This window comes from Cryobacterium sp. AP23 (assembly GCF_054075385.1).
In genome coordinates this window covers 1,803,576-1,827,085 of record NZ_CM133415.1, presented here as the reverse complement: position 1 = coordinate 1,827,085, position 23,510 = coordinate 1,803,576, and the positions used below count along the sequence as shown (strand labels likewise).

Here is a 23,510-nt window from a genome sequence, read left to right as displayed (position 1 = left end):
TCCTTATCCGCGAATGCAAAAGAGGTTTCATGGATCAGCCAGATCCCTTCGGTTTCACCGGTCTCACCTACGACGACGTCCTGCTCCTGCCGGGACACACCGACGTAATTCCGAGCGAGGCCGAGACAAAGTCCCGGCTAACCCGCAGAATCAGCGTTGCGACGCCGCTGCTCTCGGCCGCGATGGACACCGTCACCGAGACCCGCATGGCCATCGCCATGGCCCGGGAAGGTGGCCTCGGCATCCTGCACCGCAACCTGTCGATCTCCGACCAGGCCGAGCAGGTCGACCTGGTCAAGCGCAGCGAATCCGGCATGATTACCAATCCGGTAACGACTTCGCCCGACGCGACCGTCGCCGAGGTGGATGCCCTCTGCGGCCAGTTCCGCATCAGCGGCCTCCCCGTCGTCGACAACGACGGTGTGCTCGTGGGCATCATCACCAACCGCGACATGCGCTTCGTCTCCACCGTGCAGAAGCACACCATGAAGGTGCGCGAGGTCATGACCAAGGCGCCGCTCATCACCGGCAAGGTCGGCATGGCACCGATGGACGCCGTCGCGATCTTCGCCACCCACAAGATCGAGAAGCTCCCGCTCGTCGACGAGGCGGGGCGCCTGACCGGCCTCATCACCGTCAAGGACTTCGACAAGAGCGAGGAATACCCCAACGCCACCAAGGACGACGCCGGGCGGCTGCGCGTGGGCGCAGCAATCGGCTTCTTCGGTGACGCCTGGCGCCGGGCATCCGCCCTGCTCGAGGTGGGCGTCGACGTTCTCGTCGTCGACACTGCCAACGGCGACAGCGCCGGCGTGCTGGAGATCATCCGCAAGCTCAAGGCCGACAAGGCGTTCGCCGACGTCGACATCATCGGCGGCAACGTCGCCACCCGCTCCGGCGCGCAGGCCCTGGTCGACGCCGGTGCGGATGCGATCAAGGTGGGCGTCGGTCCCGGCTCGATCTGCACCACCCGCATCGTGGCCGGCGTGGGCGTGCCCCAGGTCACCGCGGTCTACCAGGCGTCCCTGGCCGCCCGCGAGAGCGGCGTCCCGGTGATCGCCGATGGCGGCCTGCAGTACTCCGGTGACATCGCCAAGGCGCTCGTCGCCGGCGCTGACACCGTGATGCTCGGGTCCCTGCTGGCCGGCTGCGACGAGAGCCCGGGCGAGCTGGTCTTCGTGAACGGCAAGCAGTTCAAGTCCTACCGTGGCATGGGATCGCTCGGCGCGCTGCAGACCCGCGGCAGCAAGACGTCCTACTCCAAGGACCGCTACTTCCAGTCGGATGTGCCCAGCGACGACAAGCTCATCCCCGAGGGCATCGAGGGCCAGGTGCCCTACCGTGGCCCGGTGTCCGCGGTGTCCTACCAGCTCATCGGCGGCCTGCGCCAGTCGATGTTCTACGTGGGTGCCCGCACCATCGAGGAGCTCAAGAACAAGGGCAAGTTCGTGCGGATCACCTCCGCCGGCCTGAAGGAGAGCCACCCCCACGACGTGCAGATCGTGGTGGAGGCGCCCAACTACCGCCGCTAACCATCCGCGAACCGTGAGGAAAGCCCCGAAAACGTCGAGTTTTCGGGGCTTTTCTCACGCCTCGGCGGGGGAGGGGTGCGGGGGAACTGGTGGGGCCGTGGGCGGGGTGCGGGTAAACTGGGCCGGTGAGTATGGAAATTGAGATCGGCCGGTCCAAGCGCGCTCGGCGCGTGTACGCCTTCGACGACATCGCGGTGGTGCCTTCCCGGCGCACCCGTGACCCGGAGGATGTGTCGGTGGGCTGGTCCATCGACGCGTACCAGTTCGACATCCCGTTCCTCGCCGCCCCGATGGACTCCGTCGTCTCCCCGACGACCGCGATCATGATGGGCCAGCTCGGCGGCCTCGGCGTGCTCGACCTCGAGGGCCTCTGGACCCGGTACGAGAACCCCGAACCGCTGCTCGCCGAGATCCGTGAGCTGCCTGCCGACAAGACCACCGCCCGGATGCAGGAGATCTACGCCGAGCCGATCAAGCCGGCCCTCGTCACCGAGCGCCTCGCCGAGATCCGCGCCGCCGGAGTCACCGTCGCCGGCGCCCTGTCGCCGCAGCGCACCCAGGAACTCTACGAAACCGTCGTCGCCGCCGGCGTCGACCTGTTCGTCATCCGCGGCACCACGGTCAGCGCCGAGCACGTCTCGCGCAACCAGGAGCCGCTGAACCTGAAGAAGTTCATCTACGACCTCGACGTGCCCGTCATCGTCGGCGGCGCCGCCACCTACACCGCGGCCCTGCACCTGATGCGCACCGGCGCGGCCGGCGTGCTCGTCGGCTTCGGCGGCGGCGCGGCCTCCACCACCCGCACCAGCCTCGGCATCCACGCCCCCATGGCCACCGCCGTGGCCGACGTCGCCGGTGCCCGCCGCGACTACATGGACGAGTCCGGCGGACGCTACGTGCACGTGATCGCCGACGGCGGCCTCAGCACCTCCGGCGACATCGTCAAGGCCATCGCCTGCGGTGCGGATGCCGTGATGCTCGGCACCGCCCTGGCCCGCGCCACCGACGCCCCGGGTGGCGGTTTCCACTGGGGCGCCGAGGCGCACCACTCGCAGCTGCCCCGCGGCCGCCGCGTCGAGGTCGGCACCGTCGCTCCGCTCGAAGCGATTCTCTACGGACCGGCGTCCGCCGCCGACGGCACCGCCAACCTGGTCGGCGCCCTGCGCCGCTCGATGGCCACCACCGGCTACAGCGGAATCAAGGAATTTCAGCGGGTTGAGGTAGTTGTCGCGCCGTACTGAGTGAACTAGCGTCACAAGCAAGCACCAACGATGTCGATGGGAGTTTGCAGATGACGCACGATAATTCGGTGACACGGTCCAACAAGCTGGGACCGGAGGAGCGCGCGGCGGCGATCGAGCGCCTGAAGGCGAAGGAAGTCGACATCCTCGTTGTCGGCGGTGGGATCGTCGGTACCGGAGCGGCCCTCGACGCGGTCACCCGCGGCCTGAGCGTCGGCATCCTGGAGGCGCGCGACTGGGCGTCGGGCACCTCCAGCCGGTCGTCGAAGCTCGTGCACGGCGGCATCCGCTACCTCGAACAACTCGACTTCCGGCTGGTACGCGAGGCACTGACCGAACGCGGCCTGCTGCTGAAGACGATCGCGCCGCACCTGGTCAAGCCCGTCCGGTTCCTCTACCCGCTGAAGAAGCGGGTCACCGAACGCGCCTACGTGGGTGCCGGGATGCTGCTCTACGACGTGCTGTCGTACATCGGCGGCCGGCCCGGTGTTCCGCACCACCGGCACCTCAGCCGGGGCCAGGTGCAGAAGCTGGTGCCCAGCCTCAGCCACAACGCCCTGGTCGGCGGCATCACCTACTACGACGCCCAGGTCGACGACGCCCTCTACGTGGCCTCGCTGGCCCGCACCGCGTCCTACTACGGTGCCCACGCCGCCAGCCGGGTGCGGGTGGAGGGTTTCATCAAGGTGGGCGAACGGGTCGTCGGCGTCCAGGCCCACGACCTGCAGACCGGCGAGCGGTTCGAGGTACGCGCCAAGCAGGTGGTCAACGCCACCGGCGTCTGGACCGACGACACCCAGCGGATGGTCGGCGAACGCGGCACCTTCAAGGTGCGCGCGTCCAAGGGCATCCACCTCGTCGTGCCCCGGGACCGGTTCCAGTCCGCGATGGGCCTGCTGCTCCGCACCGAGAAGAGCGTGCTCTTCGTGATCCCGTGGGGACGGCACTGGCTGATCGGCACCACCGACACCGACTGGCATCTGGACAAGGCGCATCCGGCCGCCACCGCCGCGGACATCGACTACCTGCTCGAACACGTCAACGCGGTGCTCGCAACGCCGTTGACCCGGGAGGACGTCGAAGGCGTCTACGCGGGGCTGCGGCCGCTGCTGGCGGGGGAGAGCGAGCAGACCTCGAAACTCTCCCGTGAGCACCTGGTCGGGCATTCGGTGCCGGGCCTGGTCGTGATCGCCGGCGGCAAGTGGACCACCTACCGGGTGATGGCCAAGGACGCCATCGACGCGGCCGTCGACGCGATGGACGACCTGGTGCCGCCGTCGACCACGAAGGAGATCCCGCTGCTCGGCGCGCAGGGCTACCGGGCGGCGTGGAACAAGCGCGGCAAGATCGCCCACGCCTTCAACCTGCACACCGTGCGGATGGAGCACCTGCTGAACCGGTACGGCACCCTCACCGACGAGGTGCTCGACCTGATCAAGGAATCGCCGGAGCTCGCCGACCCGCTGCCCGGCGCCGACGACTACATCCAGGCCGAGGTGGTCTACGCCGCCACCCACCTGGGCGCCCTGCACCTCGAGGACGTGCTCGCCCGGCGCACCCGGATCTCGATCGAGGCCTGGGACCGCGGGGTGTCGGCGGCGCCGGTCGCCGCCCGGCTGCTGGCCGGGGTGCTCGGCTGGGACGCCGAACGGGAAGAACGCGAGGTGTCGATCTACCTCAAGCGGGTCGCCGCCGAACGCGCCTCGCAGACCCAGCCCGACGACGAGTCCGCCGACCGGGTGCGCCTGGAGGCGCCCGACATCGTCACGAACTGAGCCGCGGGCGCGCGCGGCGGGCCTCCCGCCGCGCCTCCAGCGGTTCACTGCGCCTCCTTTCGGCGACCGCGCCCGCTATAGCGGGCGCAGTCGCCCGTACGAGGTGCAGTGAGTAGCCGCACGAGGACACTCAGCGAGCCCGGGGGATTCCGTTGCGGGTGAGGAGGTCGCCCAGGGCGGGGAGGGATGTGGCAACCGACCAGTCCCAACGGAACACGCCCAGCCCAGTGCGCGCAGCCGGTCTTCCCTGATCTTCTCGGCGATGACGATATCGGCGGTGGGGCGTCCTCCGGTGAATTCATCGCGCAGGTACTTACCGAGCCCATCGAATTCGCCGACCTTTCCGATGCCTCGCCAGAAGAAGTCAGTGAACCCGATCAGCCCCGCGTGATCCCAGTGCGACACCTGCAGCTCGGGCAGGAGAAAACCCAAGAGGAAAACGCCGGCCCGGCTGATCGATTCCCCGGTCGACCCGGAGAGCGGTGACGCGAACTCGAGGGCCCGCCCAGCGGCCGCGCGACCGGTAACCCGGCCGAGCTGATCGAACGCACGATCGAGGTCGGCTCGGGTCGCCAGGGCGTGACCGTCGCGTGATTCGTGGATGGCCTTGTCCATCACCGCCACTGCCTGGCCGAACTTGAGCACCCTCGCGAGTGCCACCGAGGTCGCCGCGACCGAGGTCACCCGAAGCCCCTCGTGCTCCACGACGTCGAGGCTGTGCTCCTGCGGATGACGGACCACGCCGCGCCGGGACCGTCCGCCCGACGCCATGGTGGTGGCAAGGTGAATGTCCGCGGGCCAGGTGCCGACAACCGGCAATCCCCAGAGCGCCGCGGCCGAGAAGTGCGAGTACACAGCCGGTACCTCCGCCGTGGCGGCATGGGCGTGGATTCGGCGCAGGTACCGCGCATCCGCGCCGAGGGCATCCCACTCGGCAGCGAGTGTGTACACCCCACGGCGGAGGCGAATGACGGTGTGCCGATCGTATTCTCGACGGAGCTCGTGGTGGAGGCCGACATGCGCCGCGTCGCTCGCCAGGATGAGCCCGCTGGGGGTAGCCAACGCGGCTAGGACGCCCAGGCTGTCTGATGATGTGGTGGTCATGCCCCGAGGCTGACGGATCGTGGGGCCCAGGGGCGTCGGCCGGAGGTATCTGTGCAATTCCTCGGGCTGTCTCTCCCTGTGGATGATGCCTCGACCGCCCCTTCCCGCCCGCGAGTGCACCTCATGTCGGCGATCGCGCCCGCTGTAGCGGGCGCGGTCGCCCGTAGGAGGTGCACCGAACACGGCGAGGCGCCCAAGAGGTGCTCCGAACGGCTGCGGCGCCATTCGGGGCGCACCGGATGCGGCCGTGTCGGACCCGGAGAACCGGCCGAAAGCCTCCGGTAGAATGGTCTAACCGCCCACAAGCCTTCAGGAGTCGCACCATGGTTGACGTTCGACGGGTCAAGCTCCCCGGTGTGGGTGTGCTGCACACCTTCATCACCGATGACGGCGGCAAGGTCGGTGTGATCGCCCACCGCTCCGGCCACAGCGACCTGATCACCTTCGCCGACGACGAGGGCGGCCCCGACGCCAGCAAGGTCTCGCTGCGCCTCAGCGAGGACGAAGCGCACACCCTCGCCGAACTGCTCGGCGGCACCCAGATCACCGAGTCGCTCACCGCGCTCGACCAGATCCCCGGGCTCAGCATCGACTGGTTCACCGTGGACTACGAGGACCATATCGCCGGCCAGCCGCTCGGCAACCCCGCCGAGCGCGGCATCGCCGGCCTCACCGTCGTGGCCGTCGTGCGTGGCGAATCCGCGAACCCGGCGCCGGCTCCCGACTTCAAGGTCTTCCCCGGCGACACCCTCGTCGTGGCCGGCTCACCCGAAAAGGTGGCGAAGGCGTTCGCCTTCTTCCGCACCGGCGCGATCACGGCGAAGACTGTCGACTCGCCGCCCGGAGGTTGATCGATGAACCTCGGTGAAGATCTCATCACCCTGGGCATCCTGCTGGTGGTTGCCTACGTCCTGGGCCGCCTGGGCAAGCTGATCGGCTTGCCGTCCATCCCGATCTACATGATCGTGGGCTTGCTCGCCAGCCCGTACAGCGGATGGTTCCCACTGGACTTCCACTCCGCCGACATCGAACTGATCGCGGTCTTCGGGCTGATCCTGCTCCTGTTCAGCCTGGGCCTCGAGTTCGACCAGGAGGCCTTCTTCGGCGACGCCGGAAAACTGCTGGTCTCCGGCGGCTCGTACATCCTGATCAACATGGGCGTCGGTTTCGCCTTCGGCATGATGGTGGGCTGGGGACCCCGGGAAGCCCTCGTCATCGCGGGCATGACCGGCACCTCCTCGAGCGCCATCATCACCAAACTGCTCATCGAACTGCGCCGGCTGGCCAACAAGGAAACCCCGATGATCCTCGGGGTGACCGTGGTCGGCGACATCTTCATCGCCGTCTACCTGGCCATCGTCTCCGTCGTGCTGAGCGGCGAGACCGAGATCTGGCCGATCGTGCTGCAATTGTTCATCGCGTTCCTGTTCCTCGTGGTGATGTTCTCCGTCGCCCGGTGGGGCGGCCGGGTCGTGTCCCGGCTGATGCGCACCAAGGACGACGAACTCTTCACCATCCTGTTCTTCGGCCTGGCCGTGCTGTTCGCCGGTATCGGCGAGATCATCGGCGTCACCGACGCGATCGGCGCGTTCCTCATCGGCGTGGTGCTCGGCGCCAGCACCTACCGCGGCCGCATCGAACGGGTCGCGGTGCCGCTGCGCGACGTGTTCGGTGCGTTCTTCTTCCTCAACTTCGGCCTGGCCCTGGATGTGGCGCAGTTCGGCTCGGTCATCTTCGTGGTGCTCATCGCCATCCTGATGACCTTCGTACTCAGCCTGGGCTCGGGCATGCTGCTGGCGCGGATGCACCAGATGGGCGTGCGGGAAGGCCTGAACACCGCGGCGATCTTCGTCAACCGCGGCGAGTTCACCCTGATCCTCGCGACCCTGTCGGTGAGCGCCGGCCTGGACCAGCGGCTGCAACCCTTCGCCGGCCTGTACGTGCTCACGATGGCGATCCTCGGACCGCTCTTCACCGCCAACTCGGAGAAGATCGGCGCGGCGTTCGGCCGCCGGTCGAAGGCGCAGCATCCGCCCGCCCGCAGCCCGGAACGTGACGCCATGCACGCCGAGGAGATCGCGCTCGTCGAGGCGGCCACGCAGGACCAGGCCACCGCAGACCCGATGATGGACTTCATCTCCGACACCTACCCGACCAAGAAGAAGACCGACAAGGCCGGGGCCGACGAACACAGCGGGGACTACTCATGATTCGCATGATGGTGCGCCCGCGCTGGATCGCCGCCCTGCTGCTGGCCCTGGCCATCGCCGCCGCGTTCGCGCTGCTCGGCCAGTGGCAGCTGGACCGCGCCATCTCCTCCGGCCAGGTCGTGGAGCGCAGCACCGAAACCGTGCAGCCGCTCACCGACACGGTGTCACCGGATGGCCCGCCCGAGCAGATCGCGGAAGGCCAGCTGGTCGAAACGACCGGCTCCTACGTGCCCGGTGACGAGCAGATCATCAGCGGCCGCCACAACGGCGGCGAGACCGGCTTCTGGGTCGTCAGCCACTTCGTCACCGCCGAGGGCGCCAGCATCGCCGTCGCCCGCGGCTGGACCGCCGACGCCGACCAGGCCGCAGCCGTGCGTGACCGGCTCGCCACCGAGATGACGATCCAGTCGCTGCAGCCCCTCACCGGCCGGTTCCTCTCCTCCGAGGCGCCGGAGGTGCCCGACGAGGACGCCGACCCGCACACCATGACCACCGTGTCGACCGCGGCGCTGATCAACCTCTGGGCCAATTGGGACGACCAGTCCGTCTACCAGGGCTACATCGTCGCCGCCGACGCCCCCGACGGCCTCGTCGCCATCGACTCCCCGGAGCCCGTCGTGGAGGTTCCTCTGAACTGGCTCAACATCTTCTACGCCCTCGAGTGGGCCGTTTTCGCCGGCTTTGCCGTGTTCCTCTGGTACCGACTGGTGCGGGATGCCTGGGAGCGCGAACTCGAGGAAGCCGAACTCAACGCCGCCGACGCGGCCGGCACCGGGGAGAACCCCGGCGGCGGCGCCGACGCCCCCGCCGACCGGCCGCGCGCCACGGCCCCGTAGAATTAGCCCATGCCACTTGAACCCAAGCCTGCCGACCTGCCCAGAATCCCCGGTGCGCTTCGGCTGTACCAGGTCTCGTCGATCATCACCGGTGTCTTCCTGCTGCTGCTCTGCGTCGAGGTCATCCTCAAGTTCGTCTTCCAGTACGAGATCGAACTGGGCGGACCCAACGGCTTCCTGGCCCTCGTGGCTCGGGACACCGTGTCCGCGTTCAACCTGAGCACCGCGATCCTGATCGTGCACGGCTGGTTCTACGTCCTGTATCTGTTCGCCGACTTCCGCCTCTGGAGCATCATGCGCTGGCCCTTCCCCACCTTCCTGCTGATCGCCCTCGGTGGCATCATCCCGTTCCTGTCCTTCTTCCTGGAGGTGCGGATCGGTAACCGGGTCAAGGCGTACCTCGCCGCACACCCCGTCGCCTCGGTGGAGAGCGGGGTCCGCGCATGAGCGCCGTGAACCCGATGGACATCGTCGGTGCCGACGGCGCCGAAGGCGCTGAAGGCCTCGAAAACCAGCTCGGCACCGAGGAAAGCGCCGCGCCTGTCGCCGCCTCCGGCATCAGCCGCCCCGTGCTCGTGGTCGACTTCGGTGCGCAGTACGCACAGCTGATCGCCCGGCGCGTGCGCGAGGCATCCGTCTACTCGGAGATCGTGGCGCACTCGATCACCGCGGCGGAGGTCACCGAGAAGAACCCGATCGGCATCGTCCTCTCCGGCGGCCCGTCCAGCGTCTACGCGGATGGCGCCCCCACCTTCGATCCCGCCATCTTCGACCTCGGCATCCCGGTTCTGGGCATCTGCTACGGCTTCCAGGTGATGGCCACCGCCCTCGGCGGCGAGGTTTCGCACACCGGCCAGCGCGAATACGGCTCCACCCCGGTGGTCGTCTCCGACAGCGTCAACGCGCTGCTCGCCGACCAGCCGGTGGACCAGACCGTGTGGATGAGCCACGGCGACTCCGTCTCCAAGGCGCCCGACGGTTTCACCGTGCTGGCGTCCACCGTCTCCACCCCGGTTGCCGCATTCGCGAACGACGAGCGCCGGCTCTACGGCGTGCAGTGGCACCCCGAGGTCAAGCACTCCGCGCACGGCCAGCACGTGCTGGAGAACTTCCTGCACCGCGCCGCCGGCATCCCCGCCGACTGGAACAGCGGCAACGTCATCACCGAACAGGTCGCCAAGATCCGCGCCCAGGTCGGCACCGGCAAGGTCATCTGCGGGCTCTCCGGCGGCGTCGACTCCGCCGTCGCGGCCGCCCTGGTGCACAAGGCCATCGGCGACCAGCTCGTCTGCGTGTTCGTGGACCACGGCCTGCTCCGCGAGGACGAGCGCCGCCAGGTCGAGGAAGACTACGTCAAGGCCACCGGCATCCGCTTGGTCACCGTTGACGTGCGCGAGCAGTTCATCAACGCCCTCGCCGGGGTCAGCGACCCGGAGACCAAGCGCAAGATCATCGGCCGCGAATTCATTCGCACCTTCGAGCAGGCCCAGGCCGAGCTCATCAAGGAGGCCGCCGAGATCGACGGCGACCCGATCCGCTTCCTCGTACAGGGCACCCTGTACCCCGACGTGGTCGAGTCCGGCGGCGGCAGCGGCACCGCGAACATCAAGAGCCACCACAATGTGGGCGGTCTGCCCGAGGACCTGCAGTTCGAGCTCGTCGAGCCGCTGCGCGCCCTGTTCAAGGACGAGGTGCGGGCCATCGGCGCCGAGCTGGGCCTGCCGGCCGAGATCGTGCAGCGCCAGCCGTTCCCCGGACCCGGCCTCGGCATCCGCATCGTCGGCGAGGTTACCCAGGAGCGCCTGGACCTGCTGCGCAAGGCGGATGCGATCGTCCGGTTCGAACTGACCGCCGCGGGCCTGGACCGGGAGATCTGGCAGTGCCCCGTTGTGCTGCTCGCCGACGTGCGCTCGGTGGGCGTGCAGGGCGACGGCCGCACCTACGGTCACCCGATCGTGCTGCGCCCGGTCTCCAGCGAGGACGCCATGACGGCCGACTGGACCCGCCTGCCGTACGACCTGCTCGCGAAGATCTCCAACCGCATCACCAACGAGGTCGACGGGGTCAACCGCGTGGTGCTCGACGTCACGTCGAAGCCGCCGGGGACCATCGAATGGGAGTAGGCGCACCGCCGCTCCGCTAGTCGTGCCGGAAGCACCCCCGCCCGCGCGGGGGTGCTTCCGTCGTTAACCCGCCCGGCCGGCCAGCCCGCCCGCCTCGCCGCACGGGCGGGTGAGCATAACTCCTGCTGGATTCCGGCCGAGTCCGGTCAGACACCAAATCTGTGACCGGATCCCGCAAATTGCAGGAGTTATGCAGCCGGATGAGGAGCGGGCGGGGGCAACGACGAAAGGGCCGGCCCTGGTGGGCCGGCCCTCTCGGGTGGTGCGGATGCTGCGGGTGGCGCGTGAGCGCCTGGGCGCCGGGGGAGCGCTACTCGCGGGCGATCATGAAGATGCGCAGCAGCTCCACGTACAGCCACACGACGGTGACCATGATGCCGAACGCGCCGCTCCAGCCGAACTTGCGGGGGGCCCGGTTGTTGACGCCGCGCTGGATGAAGTCGAAGTCGAGCACGAGGGAGTACGCGGCCATGAGCACGGCCAGGACGCCGATGAGCAGGCCCAGCTTGATTTCGAAGCCGGCGATCTCGATGCTGCCGCTGCGCATGCCGAACGCGCCGTCGACGGCGCCGAACATCATCATGCCGAAGTTGACCAGGGAGAAGACGGCGTAGCCGACCATGGCGATGAGGAAGACCTTGGTGGCCCGCTTCGACGCGCGGATCTTGCCGCTGGAGAACAGCGCCAGGGTCACACCGACCACCACGAGGGTGGCGATGACCGCCTGCACGACAACGCCCGGTGCGATCTGCTCGAAGACGCGGGAGATACCACCGACGAACAGGCCCTCCAGCGCCGCGTAGGCGAGGATCAGGGGCGGCGACGGCTCCTTCTTGAACGCGTTGACCAGGCCGAGCACGAGGCCGCCGATCGCGCCGAGGATCAGCAGGAACGGGGCGACGGGCGTGAGGACCCAGGCGGTCGCGGCCGCGGCGAGCAGGATCGCGAAGGACAGGACCGTCTTACCGATCGTGTCCTCGTAGGTCATCCGGTCGGTGTCCTGCGAGCGGGCGGACGGCGCGTTGTACAGGTCCTGCAGGTCGTTGTCGGAGAGCACCTTGGACGTTGCAACGGCGCCGGGAGCGCCGAACGCGGCGTTTCGGAATGCGGGGTTGGAGGTTGCCATGGTTTCCTGCCTAACAATCAGCTGGGTGAGGGGTGCGCCTTCACGTGCGCGCGAGTCTGTGCAACAAATCTACTGGAACAAACCGTAGTTTGCTGAGAGTCTACTCAGGGTTCACCGGGTGGCCAGCGGAGACGGCGGCAGGGTCCGCGGCGGGCCCGGGGAGCGTGGCCGGCGAGGCGGCCGCGACCGAATCCCCAGCGGATGCCGCCCGCCGCGCCCGCCAGGCCCGGATCGTGCGCCACCGCCACACGGCCAGCGCCCGGCCCAACCAGGCGCAGGCCACCGTCGCCGCCGACCCGCTGAGCAGCCCGACCCAGTTCTGGCCGTACTCGTTCAGGGCGCCCTTGAGCACGAAGCTCAGGACGATCACCGGCAGCACGGCGACGTAGCTCAGCGGCGGGCGGTGCCGGGCGAACAGCCAGCCGGCCAGCAGCACCGCGAACGCGCCGACGAAATCGGGGCCGGCCACGAGCACGAGCGCCGCCACCAGGCAGGGCAGCAGCAGCAGCAGCCGGCGCCAAAGCGCACCGGGCAGAATCAACCAGCCCAGCAGCTGCACCAGCGGCCCGAGCAGCAGGAACCACAGGCTGTACGTGCTGGTGAGCGTCGTCGCGGCCGCGCCGAGCACGATCGTGACCAGCCCCACCCCGTACCGCCACCGGGGGTTACCCCAGCGCACCGGCGGGGTGGGTTCGGTCCATTCGGTCATAACCTGTGATTCTGGCAGGCCACGGCTAACCTTGGGACATGAAACCCCTCGTGATCGGCCACCGTGGAGCCAGCGGCTACCGGCCGGAACACACCGAGGCCGCCTACAGCCTGGCCTTCGCCCTCGGCGCCGACGCCGTCGAGCCCGACATCGTGGCGACCAAGGACGGCATCCTGGTGGTGCGGCACGAGAACGAGATCTCCGGCACGACGGATGTGGCCGATCACGCCGAATTCGCCGACCGCAGGGCCGACAAGGTCATCGACGGCGTCGCCGTGACCGGCTGGTTCACCGAGGACTTCACCTGGGCCGAGCTCTCCACCCTGCGCGCCCGGGAACGGCTGCCCGCGCTCCGCCCGCTCAGCGCCAGCTTCGACGGGCTCCTCCCGATCCTGCGGCTGCGCGACGTGTTCCGGCTCGTGGACCTCGCCGAGGCGCCGCTGGACCGGGAACTCGGCCTCGTCGCCGAGATCAAACACGCCAGCTACTTCGAGTCGATCGGGCTGCCGCTGGACGAACTGTTCGCCGCCGAGGTCAACGAGGCTGGCTGGAACACCGGCGAGGGCCGGCTCACTATCGAGAGCTTCGAACGCACCGTGCTCGCCCAGGTGCAGGCGCGCGGGATCTTCGGCCGGCGGGTGTTCCTGCTCGAGGCCACCGGCGCCCCCGCCGACCTCGTCGCCCGGTTCGGCGACCGGGCCACCTGCTACGCGGAGTACCTCACCGACCTGGCCCTGTACCAGCTCGGCCACCAGCTCGACGGCATCAGCGTGCCCAAGTCCCTCATCCTCAACACAGACGCGGACGGAATGGTGGACGGCGCCTCCGACCTCGTTGATTCCGCCCACGCGGCGGGCCTGGAGATCTACACCTGGACGTTGCGGCCGGAGAACCGGTTCCTCGCCCCGTCCTTCCGGGTCGGCACCCGCAAGGCCGACTTCGGCAACTGGCAGGCCGAGTTCCGCACGATCATGGACACCGGCATCGACGGTGTCTTCGCCGACCAGCCCGACCTGGCCGTTTTCGTGCGCGACGGCCTGGCGGCGGGGCTGCCGCAGCCGGCGGCGCATCCGCTCCCGACTGCCTGAGGCGTTCCTCCCCGGTGCGGTGTCAGCGGCTGCGCCTAGAATTGGCTGGCCATGACATTGTCCTCAGACCTGCCCAACACCCCCGCCACCAGGTCGTCGGCGACCCCGATCATCCTCGACGGCCACGCCGGTCCGACCGGTGGGGACGACTCGTACCAGAGCCCCCTGCTCGACGGCCTCAACCCGCAGCAGCTCGAGGCGGTGCAGTACCGCGGCCCGGCCCTGCTCATCGTCGCCGGCGCGGGCTCCGGCAAGACCAGCGTGCTCACCCGCCGGGTCGCCAGCCTGATCGAGAGCCGCGAGGCGTGGCCCAGCCAGATCCTCGCGATCACCTTCACCAATAAGGCCGCCGCCGAGATGCGCGAACGCGTGCGCGGGCTGCTCGGCCAGGCGTCCGACGGCATGTGGATCAGCACCTTCCACTCCTCCTGCGTGCGCATCCTGCGCCGCGAGGCGGAGAGCGCCGGCCTGTCGACGAACTTCAGCATCTACGACTCCGCCGACAGCAAGGTCACCATCAAGCGCATCATCAAGCAGCTTGACGCCGACACGATGGGCTTCACCCCCGGCAATGTGGCGTCGAAGATCTCCAAGCTCAAGAACGAGCTGGCGGATGTCGACTCCTACGCCCGCAACGCGAATATGAGCGACCCGCAGGAGGTCATGTTCGTCGAGATCTTCCGCCAGTACACCCGACGGCTGCGGGAGGCCAGCGCCCTGGACTTCGACGACCTGATCGGCGAGACGGTGTTCCTGTTCCGCGCGTTCCCCAAGGTCGCGGCGCTGTACCGGCGTAGGTTCCGGCACATCCTGGTCGACGAATACCAGGACACCAACCACGCCCAGTACGCCCTGGTGCGCGAGCTCACCCGCCCGGTCGCGGCCGAACTTGCCGACGACATGGAGGACCAGGGCCTGCACGTCAAGAACCTGCAGGACCCCTCCGGGCAGATCCCCGGCGCCAGCCTCACCGTGGTGGGCGACTCCGACCAGTCCATCTACGCCTTCCGCGGTGCCTCCAGCCGCAACATCACCGAGTTCGAGCGGGACTTCCCCGGCACCAAGGTGATCCTGCTGGAGCAGAACTACCGGTCCACCCAGAACATCCTCTCGGCCGCGAACGCCGTGATCGGCAACAACTTCGACCGCCGCGAGAAGAAGCTCTGGAGCGCCGGCGGAGACGGCGAGAAGATCGTCGGCTACACCGCGTACAACGGTCACGACGAGGCGCAGTTCGTCGCCGACGAGATCGAGGTGCTGCACCGGGCCGGCATGGCCTACCGCGACATGGCCGTGTTCTACCGCACCAACGCGCAGACCCGTGCGCTGGAGGAGATCCTGGTGCGCGCAGCGGTGCCGTACCGGGTCGTCGGCGGCACCAAGTTCTACGAGCGTGCCGAGATCAAGGATGCGCTGGCGTACCTCATCGCCGTCGCCAACCCGCAGGACGAACTCGCGCTCCGCCGCATCCTGAACACCCCCAAGCGCGGCATCGGCCCCGCCACCGAAACCCAGCTGGCCAGCTTCGCCGAGACCAACGGCATCACCTTCCGGCAGGCGATGCGCGACTCCGGCGGCCTGGGCCTCGGCCCCAAGGTGACCGGCGCCATCCTCAAGCTGGCGACCCTGCTCGACACCGCCGCGCAGTCCCTCGCCCCGGACAACCCGACCGGCATCATGAACGTCAGCGACCTGCTCACCTTCCTGCTCGACGGCAGCGGCCTGCTCGCCGTGCTCCGCGGCAGCCGGGACGCGCAGGACGAGGTGCGGGCGGAGAACATCGAGGAGCTCGTCGCCCAGACCAAGGACTTCAACCGGGAGAACCCCGACGCCGGCCTGGTCGACTTCCTCACCCAGGTGTCCCTCGTCGCCGCCGCCGACGACCTCGACGACGCCTCCGGCACGGTGTCGCTGATGACCCTGCACACCGCCAAGGGCCTCGAGTACGAGGCGGTGTTCCTCACCGGTGTGGAGGAGGGCCTGCTGCCGCACCAGATGTCGGCCGGTGAACCCGGCGGGCCGGCCGAGGAGCGGCGCCTCTTCTACGTGGGCATCACCCGCGCCCGGCAACGGCTGTACCTGTCGCTTGCGATGACCCGCGCCCAGTTCGGCGAGGTGAACGTGGCGATGCCCAGCCGCTACCTGCAGGAGATCCCGGCGGCGCTGATCGACTGGAAGCAGTCGCCCGGCATGGCCAACTCCCGCGGCGGCTCCCAGCCGCGCGCGCTCAACGCCCGCCGCGACGGCGGCGGGTTCGGTGGCGGCGGTTTCGGCTCCCGCAGCGGCACCCCCGGCCAGTTGCCGCCGGCGCCCAAGCCGAAGACCGAGTGGGCCAACCGGATCACCGCTCAGGTGCGCGACAACGGCGACCTCACCCTCAACGCGGGCGACCGCATCCGCCACGTCGACTTCGGTGACGGCCGGGTGAACCAGGTCACGGGGGAGGGCACCAAGCGCATCGCGCACGTGCAGTTCGACACCAGCGGGGCGAAGAAGCTGCTGATCAAGGTTGCGCCGATCGAGAAGATCGAGTGACGGCGCCACACCACGACAACACCGCGGATGCCCGTTCCCGGCCCGAAACCCTGAGGCAGTGGGCGCGGTCGCTGCGCGCCCTCGACCTGGAGGTCGCCACCCGGGCGACCTTCGCGATGGTGCTTCCCCTCATCGTGCTGGTGCTGGCCGGGCGCATCGACTGGGCGGTCTACGCCTCCTTCGGCGGAATGACCGCACTGTTCGGGCGCAGCGAACCGTACCGGCTGCGGGCCCGGTCGGTGAGCGTCGCGGCCGCCGGGCTGGTCGGCAGCATCGCGTTCGGCCTCGTCCTGGCGGCGATCGGGGCGCCGTTGTGGCTGCTCACCGTCGGCCTCGTCGTGGTGCTCGTCACCGGGGTGCTGCTGGTGAACACCATGGGGCTGTTCCCCGGCACGCCCCTGTTCTTCGTGTTCGCCTACACCGTGTGCTCCCAGGTGCCCACCGAACCCGACCAGGTGGCATCACGGCTGCTGGTCGGCGTGGCCGGCGCGGCATTCGCCTGGCTGGTGACGATGTCGGGCGCCCTGCTGCGCCGGGCCGCACCGGAGCGGAGCGCCCCGCTGTTCAAGCAGCTGCCGCGGCAACCCCGGGTGAACCTGGCCGCGTACCGCAGCGGCCGGGTGTGGCTGTCGATCGGGCAGATGGTGGTGGGCAGCCTGATCGCCGGCGGCCTGGCCATTCTCGTGGGCATCGGGCACCCGTACTGGGCGGTCGTGAGCGTCGTGGCCGTGCTGCCGCCACCCGGGGCCCGGCACTCCACCTCCCGCGCGTTCCACCGCATCTTCGGCACGGCCCTCGGGGTCGTGCTGACCGCGCTGGTGCTGCTGCCGGGGCCGCCGGTCTGGGTGCTGATCCTGGTCATCGCCGTCGGCCAGTTCGGTGCCGAAATCCTGGTCGGCAAGCACTACGGTGCCGCGCTGCTGTTCATCACGCCGTTGGCGTTGACGGTGTCGCACCTGGGCAGCCCGATGCCGGTCTCGGTGCTGCTGGTCGACCGGGTGGTGGAGACCGCGCTCGGTGGCGCCGTTGCCCTCGTGATCGTTGTCGTCACCCGCGCCGGCCTGGCCAGGGCGGCCGCGCGACGAGAGTCCGCACCGGCCTGAAATCCGCCGGATCGCCAGCCGCCCGGCGCCTTGTCGGCGACCCCTGGGGCAGGTACGGTGTCACCGACTCGCCCCCAACCCTTCGCCAGAGGCACGCCCAAGGAGGCTCGACATGACCAGTGACGCGAACGGCCTGTGGCCGCACGACCCCGAGGCGCTCGACGACAATCGCACCGTCGACGACCTGGAGATTCCCGACGACGACGACGAGGACGAGGTGCCGGACCTCGACGAGTGGGGAGACGACGCCGACAACCGCCCCGTCGACCTGGACGATGACGACACCGACATCGACGACCTCGACCGCTGACCCCTGCGTCAGTGAGGTCGTCTCGCGGGGTCTCGACAGGCTCGACCAGCGGAGCTGGTTGCGTTCGCGCAGACCTGGCGGGCTGTCAGCGGGACGTCGCGGCGGGGCGGCGCAGGCGCCGCACGAGCAGGGCGATGCCGCGCCAGCCGAGCAGGAACACCCCGACGACGACGACGGTCACGATCACGAAACTGAGCTGCACGCCCTGACCGGACGCCACCCGCAGCAGCATGGCCACCACGACGGTGATCAGCCACACGCCGACACCGGTCCAACGCAGCTGCAGCGGTGTGCGCCAGGCGCGCAGCACAACCCAGGCCACGGCCAGTCCGGCCAGGAACGGCCACCAGGTGCCCAGCACGCCCATGAGGCCGTCTTCACCGTGGTTGGCGCGGCCGATCACGACGAAAAGCAACAGCAGCGCCGCATCGACCCCGGCAGCGAGCGCGATGAGGGCGGGGCTGGAGTTGCGATACGGCATGGGCCCAGAATACCGGCCGGCGCCGGCCCGCGTCTCCGCTGAGACGGCGGATGCGGCGGCGCCGGGCGCACCTCGGCCGGCGATCTGAGAAGGTAGAGTTTGAGAAGGTCAGTATCTCTCGACGTCGAGCTAGTTTTCGCGCCAGGGAGGCAGATCACCCACACCCCATGCACGGAACGCTATGACGCGGATTGGAAGAACAGCGTGGATCTTTACGAATACCAGGCCAGAGACCTTTTTGAACAGTATGGAGTACCGGTACTGCCGGGCATCGTCGCTGACACGCCCGAGGAGGTGCGCGCCGCAGCCGAGAAGCTGGGCGGCGTCGTCGTCGTCAAGGCGCAGGTCAAGGTCGGCGGCCGCGGCAAGGCCGGCGGCGTGAAGGTCGCCAAGACCCCGGATGAGGCCGAAGCCGCCGGGCGCGCCATCCTGGGCCTGGACATCAAGGGCCACACCGTCAACCGGGTCATGGTCGCCGGGGGAGCCCGCATCAAGCAGGAGTTCTACTTCTCGGTGCTGCTGGACCGGTCCAACCGCTCCTACCTCTCCCTGGCCAGCTACGAGGGTGGCGTGGAGATCGAGGTCCTCGCGGTCGAGAAGCCCGAGGCGCTCGCCTACGTCGCGATCGACCCCAACGCCGGCATCGACCTGGCCAAGGCCAAGGAGATCGCCATCCAGGCCAAGTTCCCCGCCGAGCTGGTCGACAAGGTCGCTCCCGTCTTCGTGCAGCTCTACAACGTCTACAAGGGTGAGGACGCCAGCCTCGTCGAGGTCAACCCGCTCGTCCTCACCGAAGAGGGCGACATCATCGCCCTCGACGGCAAGGTCACCCTGGACGAGAACGCCGGGTTCCGCCACCCGCACCACGCCGAACTCGAAGACGCCGCCGCAGCCGACCCGCTCGAGGCCAAGGCCAAGGAAAACGACCTCAACTACGTCAAGCTCGACGGTTCCGTCGGCGTCATCGGCAACGGAGCCGGCCTGGTCATGTCGACCCTGGACGTCGTCGCCTACGCCGGCGAGCACCACGGCGGCGTGAAGCCCGCCAACTTCCTCGACATCGGGGGCGGAGCCTCCGCTGAGGTCATGGCCGCTGGCCTCGACGTCATCCTCGGCGACCCGCAGGTCAAGAGCGTCTTCGTCAACGTCTTCGGCGGCATCACCGCCTGCGACGCCGTCGCCAAGGGCATCGTCGGCGCGCTCGCCGAGCTCGGCTCCGCCGCGAACAAGCCGCTCGTCGTGCGCCTCGACGGCAACAACGTCGAAGAAGGCCGTCGCATCCTCACCGAGGCGAACCACCCGCTGGTCACTCTGGCCGCCACCATGGACGAAGGCGCCGCCAAGGCCGCCGAACTCGCCAACGCCGCCCGCTGATCGAGCCAGTCGAGATCAAGGATTAAGGAAAAACATGTCAATCTTCCTCAACAAGGACTCCAAGGTCATCGTGCAGGGCATCACCGGCGGTGAGGGCACCAAGCACACCGCCCTCATGCTCAAGGCCGGCACCCAGATCGTCGGCGGCGTCAACGCCCGCAAGGCCGGCACCACCGTCGTGCACGGCAACGTCGAACTGCCCGTCTTCGGCACGGTCGCCGAAGCCATGGCGAAGACCGGCGCGGATGTCTCCATCGCGTTCGTGCCGCCGGCCTTCACCAAGGACGCCGTCATCGAAGCGATCGACGCCGAAATCGGCCTTCTCGTGATCATCACCGAGGGCGTGCCGGTCAAGGACTCGGCCGAGTTCTGGGCCTACGCCCAGGAGAAGGGCAACAAGACCCGCATCATCGGGCCCAACTGCCCCGGCATCATCACCCCCGGCGAAGCACTCGTGGGCATCACGCCGGCCAACATCACCGGCAAGGGCCCGGTCGGCCTGGTCTCCAAGTCGGGCACCCTGACCTACCAGATGATGTACGAACTGCGCGACCTGGGCTTCTCCACCGCCATCGGCATCGGCGGCGACCCCATCATCGGCACCACCCACATCGACGCCCTCGAGGCATTCGAGGCCGACCCGGAAACCAAGGCCATCGTCATGATCGGTGAGATCGGCGGCGACGCCGAGGAGAAGGCCGCCGCGTACATCAAGGCGCACGTCACCAAGCCCGTCGTGGGCTACGTGGCCGGCTTCACTGCACCGGAGGGCAAGACCATGGGCCACGCCGGCGCCATCGTCTCCGACGGAGCCGGAACCGCGCAGGGCAAGAAGGAGGCCCTCGAGGCCGCCGGGGTCAAGGTCGGCAAGACGCCGAGCGAGACCGCGACCCTGCTGCGCGAGGTTCTCGCCGCGCTGTAACCACACCACACGACGAAGGGCCCGCCGATCCGGCGGGCCCTTTCTCGTGCCCGGCGCGACGAGTACGATGCCCCCACAAGACGGCGACCGTCGGCGGATGCCGGCGCCGACGGAGGGAGAATCATGGCCCGCAATGATGCGACGCTTCCGGTGCGACCCGACCCGCCGGCCCGGTCAGAGGGCAAGGGCCTCGCCGCCGGTACCCTGGGCCTGTTCGGCTCCACGGTCCTCGGGCTCGCCTCCACCGCCCCGGTCTACTCCCTCGCCGCGACCCTCGGCTTTGTGGTGCTCGCCGTCGGCGCCCAGGCGCCCATCGTCTTCGTCATCGCGTTCATCCCCATGCTTCTGGTCGCGTTCGCCTATCGGGAACTGAACCGGGACATCCCCGACTGCGGCACCACCTTCACCTGGGCGACGAAGGCGTTCGGGCCGTGGGTGGGCTGGATGGGCGGCTGGGGCGTGGCCGTGGCCGGCATCGTGGTGCTCGGCAACCTCGCCCAGATCGGCGGCATCTACTTCTGGCTGCTCGTGAACCCCGACCTGGCCGAGAACAAGTTCATCGTCACCCTCACCGGCGTGGTCTTCATCGTGCTGATGGTGTGGGTGAGCTACCGGGGCATCGAGATCGGTGAGCGGCTGCAGAACGTGCTGCTCGGCTTCCAATACCTCGCGCTGGTGCTGTTCACCGTGTTCACTCTCTGGGCGGTGTTCACCGGCAACGCCCCGGCCGGGTCCACGCTGCCGCAGGCGGACTGGTTCAACCCGTTCGCGCTGACCTCCTTCCCCGGCCTCGTCGAGGGTGTGCTGCTCGCCCTGTTCATCTACTGGGGCTGGGACACCTGCCTGTCCCTGAACGAGGAGACCCGCGACCCCAAGCGCATCCCGGGCCAGGCGGCGGTGCTCACCACGGTCATCCTGCTGGTCACCTATGTCGGCGTAGCCGTCGCGGCCATGGCGTACGCCGGGCTCGGCACCGCCGGCCTCGGCCTCGGCAACGAGGGCAACGCCGACGATGTGTTCTTCGCGCTCAAGGACGCGGTGTTCGGGCCGTGGGCCTGGCTGCTGGTGGCGGCCGTGATGATCTCCGCAGTCTCCTCGACCCAGACCACCATCCTCCCGACCGCCCGCGGCACCCTGGCGATGGCCGTCTACAAGGCGCTGCCGCGACGGTTCGGCCAGGTGCACCCGCGGTTCCAGACGCCGTCGTTCTCCACCTTCGTGATGGGCGTCGTGGCGGTGGCCGTCTATGTGGGCATGACCTTCGTGAGCGAGAACATCCTCAACGACACCGTGCTCTCGCTGGGCCTGGCGATCGCGTTCTATTACGCCATCACCGGCTACGCCTGCGTCTGGTACTTCCGGCACGACCTGTTCACCAGCTGGCGGAACGCCTGGATGCGTTTCGTCTTCCCGCTGCTCGGCTCGCTGATCCTCACCGCCGCGTTCGTGTTCTCCCTTATGGACATGATCCGACCCGACTACGGCTACACCGTGATCTGGGGCGTCGGCGGCGTCTTCGTGGTGGGGGTCGGGTCGTTGCTGGTCGGGGTACTGCTGATGATCATCTGGTCGTTCTTCGCCGGGTCGAGGCCGTTCTTCCGCGGCGAATCGCTCAACCGGGACACCCCGGTGCTGGTGCCGGATGCCGACCTGCCGGTGACCCGGTCGGTGGACGGCGGGATCTGATCCTTGAGGATCGCCGCCTGGTGATTCCCGCCGGATGCGGCCGGGTTCGGTGCCCGTGCAGCCGCGCCACGGTAAGCTCCCACACGGATATGAACCGTATAACGACTGCCCTGCTCGCCGCGCTCGAGGCGCTCATTGTCGTCGCCATCGGCCTGGGCATCGCCCTCCTCCCGCTCACGATCCTCTGGGGCACCCATTACGGCCTCGGCATCGACTGGTTCGTGTTCTGGCGCGCCGCCGTGGACGTGTGGCTTCTCGGCAACGGCGTCGACCTCGTGGTGCAACTGCCGGTCGAACTGTCCGCCTCGCTCGGCCTGGCCGGCTCCGAACTGCCGTTCACCCTCTCCATCGCGCTGCTCGGCTTCGCCCTGGTCGCCCTGCTGCTGGGGGTCCGCACCGGTCGCCGCGCCGCCGGCACCGACTACACCCTCACCGCCGCCGGGGTCGCGGTCCTCACCTACGGACTGTTGGCCGCGCTGCTCGCCTTCTCCGCCGGCACCATGATCGTCACCCCCGCGCCCGTGCAGGGCATCCTGCTGCCCACCCTCGTCTTCGCCACCGGGGTGCTGATCGGCCTGGCCGGCGCCCCCCGCACGGCGCCGGTGCTGCCCGGCTGGGTGCTGCGCCCGATCGACGACCAGCTGCACCGCATCCCGGCCGAGGTGCGCAGCCAGCTCGGCGCGACGTTCCGCGGCGGGGCCGCCGCCACCGCCGGTATCCTGGTGGTCGCCGGCGTGGCCGTCTGCGTCTCCGTGCTGGCCAACTTCGCCACGGTGATCGGACTCTACGAGGCCCTGCAGGCCGACGTGATGGGCGGCATCGCCCTCACCATCGGCCAGCTGGCGTTCATCCCCAACCTCGTGATCTGGGCCGCCAGCTGGTTCGTCGGCCCGGGCATCGCCCTCGGCACCGGCACGAACGTCTCGCCGCTCGGCACCTCCCTCGATGCCGTGCCCGGCCTGCCGGTGTTCGGCGCCCTCCCGCACGGCACCCTGGACTACGGCTTCCTCGGCCTGCTGGTGCCGGTCCTGGTCGGTTTCGTGATCGCCGTCCTGGTGCGCCAGGGCTTCGACAAACGCGCCAACGCGCCGCACGGCCGGGTGCGGATGCTCATCACCGGGGCGCTCATGGGCGCCGTCGCCGGCATCCTGCTCGGCCTGCTCGCCTGGTGGTCGGCCGGCGCGATGGGACCGGGCCGGCTCGCCGACGTCGGCCCGAACCCGCTGGTCGTCGGGGCGCTCACCTTCGCGGAGGTGGGCATCGCCGCCGCACTCGGTATGCTCGTCGGTGGCCGACGGGCCCGGACCTCGGAGTCTGGCGCCGAGGAAGTCTCAACGAAACGGTAGGCTCGGATG

The 23,510-nt window shown here is 69.0% G+C and carries 20 protein-coding genes; 16 read left to right on the top strand and 4 right to left on the bottom strand.

What is annotated here, in order from left to right:
- The first annotated feature begins 29 nt into the window (after positions 1-29).
- The 3 genes from guaB to ACU5E9_RS08690 all read left to right on the top strand — a co-directional run bounded on the left by guaB (position 30) and on the right by ACU5E9_RS08690 (position 4,548).
- Complete coding sequence (guaB, locus tag ACU5E9_RS08700) at positions 30-1,532, top strand: IMP dehydrogenase (protein ID WP_456813219.1); 1,503 nt, start codon at positions 30-32, stop codon at positions 1,530-1,532.
- Between the two features lie 131 nt (positions 1,533-1,663).
- Positions 1,664-2,773 (top strand): GuaB3 family IMP dehydrogenase-related protein, encoded by a 1,110-nt coding sequence (locus tag ACU5E9_RS08695; RefSeq protein WP_456813516.1) that lies wholly within the window; start codon positions 1,664-1,666, stop codon positions 2,771-2,773.
- Positions 2,774-2,823: 50 nt separating this feature from the next.
- Positions 2,824-4,548 (top strand): glycerol-3-phosphate dehydrogenase/oxidase, encoded by a 1,725-nt coding sequence (locus tag ACU5E9_RS08690; protein WP_456813218.1) that lies wholly within the window; start codon positions 2,824-2,826, stop codon positions 4,546-4,548.
- Positions 4,549-4,623: 75 nt separating this feature from the next.
- Here the strand turns inward: ACU5E9_RS08690 and ACU5E9_RS08685 are convergent, their stop codons facing one another.
- Positions 4,624-5,652, bottom strand: coding sequence for a hypothetical protein (locus tag ACU5E9_RS08685; RefSeq protein ID WP_456813217.1), 1,029 nt, complete (start codon positions 5,650-5,652; stop codon positions 4,624-4,626).
- Between the two features lie 323 nt (positions 5,653-5,975).
- On the opposite strand from ACU5E9_RS08685, the gene ACU5E9_RS08680 reads away from it, so the two are divergent.
- From ACU5E9_RS08680 to guaA, 5 genes are read left to right on the top strand one after another with little or no spacing between them, the layout of a single operon-like run.
- On the top strand, positions 5,976-6,503 hold the full coding sequence (locus ACU5E9_RS08680) for a cation:proton antiporter regulatory subunit (protein WP_456813216.1): 528 nt from the start codon (positions 5,976-5,978) through the stop codon (positions 6,501-6,503).
- A 3-nt stretch (positions 6,504-6,506) separates the two neighbouring features.
- Positions 6,507-7,862, top strand: a complete 1,356-nt coding sequence (locus tag ACU5E9_RS08675; RefSeq protein ID WP_456813215.1) for a cation:proton antiporter — start codon at positions 6,507-6,509, stop codon at positions 7,860-7,862.
- The gene (locus ACU5E9_RS08670) at positions 7,859-8,698 is read left to right on the top strand and encodes an SURF1 family protein (protein ID WP_456813214.1); all 840 of its coding nucleotides are present in this window, start codon (positions 7,859-7,861) and stop codon (positions 8,696-8,698) included. The genes ACU5E9_RS08675 and ACU5E9_RS08670 overlap by 4 nt, the downstream gene beginning before the upstream one ends.
- A 9-nt stretch (positions 8,699-8,707) precedes the next feature.
- Complete coding sequence (locus ACU5E9_RS08665; RefSeq protein WP_456813213.1) at positions 8,708-9,145, top strand: DUF3817 domain-containing protein; 438 nt, start codon at positions 8,708-8,710, stop codon at positions 9,143-9,145.
- Positions 9,142-10,821 (top strand): glutamine-hydrolyzing GMP synthase, encoded by a 1,680-nt coding sequence (guaA, locus tag ACU5E9_RS08660; RefSeq protein ID WP_456813212.1) that lies wholly within the window; start codon positions 9,142-9,144, stop codon positions 10,819-10,821. Before ACU5E9_RS08665 ends, guaA begins: the two co-directional genes overlap by 4 nt.
- 310 nt (positions 10,822-11,131) lie before the next feature.
- Here guaA and ACU5E9_RS08655 read toward each other — a convergent pair whose 3' ends face one another.
- Both ACU5E9_RS08655 and ACU5E9_RS08650 read right to left on the bottom strand, forming a co-directional pair.
- The gene (locus tag ACU5E9_RS08655) at positions 11,132-11,947 is read right to left on the bottom strand and encodes a Bax inhibitor-1/YccA family protein (RefSeq protein WP_456813211.1); all 816 of its coding nucleotides are present in this window, start codon (positions 11,945-11,947) and stop codon (positions 11,132-11,134) included.
- 100 nt (positions 11,948-12,047) lie between these two features.
- Positions 12,048-12,656, bottom strand: a complete 609-nt coding sequence (locus tag ACU5E9_RS08650; RefSeq protein ID WP_456813210.1) for a hypothetical protein — start codon at positions 12,654-12,656, stop codon at positions 12,048-12,050.
- A gap of 38 nt (positions 12,657-12,694) precedes the next feature.
- Between ACU5E9_RS08650 and ACU5E9_RS08645 the strand changes: the two genes are divergently transcribed.
- From ACU5E9_RS08645 to ACU5E9_RS08630, 4 genes are all read left to right on the top strand, one after another.
- Positions 12,695-13,744, top strand: a complete 1,050-nt coding sequence (locus ACU5E9_RS08645) for a glycerophosphodiester phosphodiesterase family protein (RefSeq protein WP_456813209.1) — start codon at positions 12,695-12,697, stop codon at positions 13,742-13,744.
- A gap of 51 nt (positions 13,745-13,795) precedes the next feature.
- Positions 13,796-16,279 (top strand): ATP-dependent helicase, encoded by a 2,484-nt coding sequence (locus ACU5E9_RS08640; RefSeq protein WP_456813208.1) that lies wholly within the window; start codon positions 13,796-13,798, stop codon positions 16,277-16,279.
- The gene (locus ACU5E9_RS08635; protein WP_456813207.1) at positions 16,276-17,382 is read left to right on the top strand and encodes an FUSC family protein; all 1,107 of its coding nucleotides are present in this window, start codon (positions 16,276-16,278) and stop codon (positions 17,380-17,382) included. Before ACU5E9_RS08640 ends, ACU5E9_RS08635 begins: the two co-directional genes overlap by 4 nt.
- 112 nt (positions 17,383-17,494) lie before the next feature.
- A complete protein-coding gene (locus ACU5E9_RS08630) occupies positions 17,495-17,692 on the top strand; it encodes a hypothetical protein (protein WP_456813206.1) in 198 nt (65 codons plus the stop codon).
- Between the two features lie 85 nt (positions 17,693-17,777).
- Here the strand turns inward: ACU5E9_RS08630 and ACU5E9_RS08625 are convergent, their stop codons facing one another.
- Complete coding sequence (locus tag ACU5E9_RS08625) at positions 17,778-18,173, bottom strand: DUF3054 domain-containing protein (protein WP_456813205.1); 396 nt, start codon at positions 18,171-18,173, stop codon at positions 17,778-17,780.
- A gap of 204 nt (positions 18,174-18,377) precedes the next feature.
- Here ACU5E9_RS08625 and sucC point away from each other — a divergent pair, with 204 nt between their 5' ends.
- From sucC to ACU5E9_RS08605, 4 genes are all read left to right on the top strand, one after another.
- Positions 18,378-19,547: an ADP-forming succinate--CoA ligase subunit beta gene (sucC, locus tag ACU5E9_RS08620; RefSeq protein ID WP_456813204.1), complete on the top strand. Its 1,170-nt coding sequence runs from the start codon at positions 18,378-18,380 to the stop codon at positions 19,545-19,547.
- Positions 19,548-19,581: 34 nt separating this feature from the next.
- Entirely contained in the window at positions 19,582-20,469 is an 888-nt protein-coding gene (gene sucD, locus ACU5E9_RS08615; protein ID WP_456813203.1) for a succinate--CoA ligase subunit alpha, read from the top strand.
- 123 nt (positions 20,470-20,592) lie between these two features.
- On the top strand, positions 20,593-22,155 hold the full coding sequence (locus ACU5E9_RS08610) for an APC family permease (RefSeq protein ID WP_456813202.1): 1,563 nt from the start codon (positions 20,593-20,595) through the stop codon (positions 22,153-22,155).
- Between the two features lie 89 nt (positions 22,156-22,244).
- Positions 22,245-23,501, top strand: a complete 1,257-nt coding sequence (locus tag ACU5E9_RS08605) for a cell division protein PerM (RefSeq protein ID WP_456813201.1) — start codon at positions 22,245-22,247, stop codon at positions 23,499-23,501.
- Positions 23,502-23,510 lie beyond the last annotated feature (9 nt).